The 2969-nt window shown below is 37.6% G+C and carries 2 protein-coding genes; both read right to left on the bottom strand.

Annotated elements, in window-relative coordinates:
- Positions 1-204: 204 nt before the first annotated feature.
- Entirely contained in the window at positions 205-936 is a 732-nt protein-coding gene (locus tag AFK68_RS28775) for a sugar transferase (protein ID WP_094677202.1), read from the bottom strand.
- A gap of 234 nt (positions 937-1170) precedes the next feature.
- A complete protein-coding gene (locus tag AFK68_RS28770; protein ID WP_094677200.1) occupies positions 1171-2871 on the bottom strand; it encodes a S8 family serine peptidase in 1701 nt (566 codons plus the stop codon).
- Positions 2872-2969 lie beyond the last annotated feature (98 nt).

Below are 2969 nucleotides of genomic sequence, written 5' to 3'. Positions count from 1 at the left end.
AAGGCAGAAATAATGCAAGTCATGAAGTGAAAACCCCTATAAAAACCTTAGCTGATAGCTGACGGCTGACGGCTGAATGCTTACCTCTATTATTTCTTACTTATAAATTTTGGTTAGAGGGGCAATATTGGTCAAAATACTACCAACCTCTAACCCTACAATAGCTTCAGCTAATTTGAAATCTCTCAGTCATAATTACAAGGATTAATAAGCACCATTATTTTTGGGAAAAATAACAATGCCAATTGTTTTAAACATGATCCATATATCTATCCAAAAATTTCTGAAGTTTACATAGTAAAGGTCTATTTGAACTCTCTTAGGATAAGGAATATCATTGCGACCAGAAACTTGCCACAAACCAGTAATTCCAGGTTTAATAGTAAGAATTTTATCCATGTGATGACCATATTTTGGTAGTTCTTCAACCACTAATGGTCGTGGCCCTACTACACTCATATCACCTTTCAAAACATTCCAAAATTGAGGAAATTCATCTAAACTTGTCACTCTTAGAAATCTACCAATCCATGTAATTCGGGGGTCATCTTTTAATTTAAAACTTTCCTGAAATTCTTGGCGCAGATGAGGATATGTTTCCATAATCTCTCCCAAAATCTCATCTGCATTTTCCACCATAGTTCTAAATTTTAAACAACGAAATAGCTTTCTATTTTTACCCACTCTTTCTTGAACATAAAAAACCGAGCCTGATGAGCTAAATACAATTAGTAAAGCTATCAGCAGGTAAACCGGGGCAAATAATATCAAAACGGATAGAGAAAATAGGATATCAAATAATCGTTTAGAAAATCCTACCTCTAGGCCCTCTAGAAATCGACTTTTCTGTTTATCTCTGGGGAGGAAAGGCTGAAAAGCTCGTCCTGTAAATCCTCTAATTACCTTGCCAGAGATGAATTGGCTATCGGCAGTCATCTTACTCCTTCACTTCACACCACACACAGTCCTGATCATAAAGCCTATAGCGAAATAGGAGGCAACTTTGGTTGTGAAAAAGATGACTAATTTTGGACAAGGACGATTTTTTGCCTCTTACTTGGGTGTTTTTTTGCCTAGTATGTAGGGATTTTATAAAAATATTTGAATTGAAAAATCAAACCTGATTATCACCATTGTCCCATGAATTGCCTATTTTCTCAGTAGTCTAAATTAGACAGTCACCAATGTAGAGTTAGCGGTCTCAATAATTATATTCTCAATGGCCTCAACAGACAAACTTGGATTAGCTTGCTTAATTAAAGCTACTACACCTGCAACGTGAGGTGCTGCCATAGAAGTACCAGCAAAAAAATCATATAGATTACCTGTTATTGAAGGAGGTACAGGAGCATAAATGTCTCCTGCATCTGCACGAAAACCATCTCCCCCTGGGGCAACAACATAATCTAAAGGTTCATTTCCAGCTTCATTGGAGAAAGAAGAAAATTGCCCATTTCGCTGCACTGACCCAACTGCAATTCCCTGTTGAACGGCTAATCTTGCTGGATAATCAGGACTGCTTAAACTATCATTACCTGAAGCAGAAACAAATACAACACCATTCTCAGCAGCATAACGAATAGCTCCAAGTTCGCCAATAACTACATTTCTGGCTCCAGAGCTAAGGTTAATTACGTCTGCTCCATTATCAACCGCATAACGAATGGCCTCTATCCCATCCCTAGCCTGGCCTGATCCTTGGTCGTCTAATACCCTGATGGGCATAATTTTGGCGTTTGGAGCAATTCCGGTTGTCCCTGTTCCATCTCTCTTGGCAGCGATCGTCCCTGCAATGTGAGTTCCATGTCCTTCTTCATCTATTGGGTCTTTATCATCATCAACAAAGTCCCAACCTTGGACATCATCCACATAGCCATTACCATCATCGTCAATATTATTGTTGGGAATTTCACCGCTATTAATCCACATTTGGCCTGTTAGTTCGGGATGGGTATAGTCCACACCACTATCAATGACGGCTACTACAATACCATCTCCCTGAAAACCCTGATTCCAAACTTCGGGTGCTTTGACTAAATCTAGTCCCCATTGATTTCCTCCTACATCAGGAACATCTGGAAAAGGACCTGCACCAATTGCTCTAGCTACTGCTGCGGAGGCATCAACTAAACCATATCCATAAATATTATTAAAGGTTGGTGTTATAGAACTAGCAGTTTGTGGAAGTTCATTAGTATTTGCAGTATCTCCAAAAATCAACCGATTTTCTAGAAGGTTTGTATTAGATATTTCTCTAACTCTTGCTAACATCGAACCGTTTGTCCGATTTTGAATTAATGTGTCTCCTGTGGGGAGGTCTTCTCTTAAAAGGATGTCATTTTCTGTTAGGTTGGCTGGTATTTGAATTCTGTCAAAACTAGGATTAAAATCATTAATAATATCTGCTGTATCTAGATTATTATTATCTTCTGAATCTCGCAAAACAAATGTATCATTGCCTGTTCCTCCAGTTAATGTATCTATTCCTAAGTCGCCAGAAATTAAATCGTTACCATCACCTCCTAATAAAATATCATTTTCTTTTCCGCCAAAAATTGTATCGTTACCTAAATCTCCAAAAATTGTATCGTTACCTAAATCTCCAAAAATTGTATCGTTACCCTGGTTAGCTTCAATCAAATCATTATTTCTACCACCTCGTAAAGTGTCAGAACCTCCTCCTCCGAAAATATTATCGTCACCTTGATTACCATTAATTAGTTCAGGGTTTAATGAACCTATTACTGTATCATTTCCAGCTAGAGCTTGTAGACCTTCTGGATATGGAGTTAGTAAGTCTACAGGTACAGCAAAGTTATTAGGGTTATTATCTAATAAATAGGAGCGACCATCAGGGCTAGGACCAATCATCGTTTTTATTCTTAACGTTAATTTTCAGTATAAACCTGCTATATTTATTTGCCATTAAAGAATAAACAATTAATCAATTTTGACAAAGACTAATGCCA

The sequence above is a fragment of the Hydrocoleum sp. CS-953 genome (assembly GCF_002260545.1).
Lineage (GTDB): Bacteria > Cyanobacteriota > Cyanobacteriia > Cyanobacteriales > Microcoleaceae > Trichodesmium.
The sequence above is the reverse complement of the archived record's forward strand: the minus strand, read 5'-3'. Positions and strand labels throughout refer to the sequence as shown.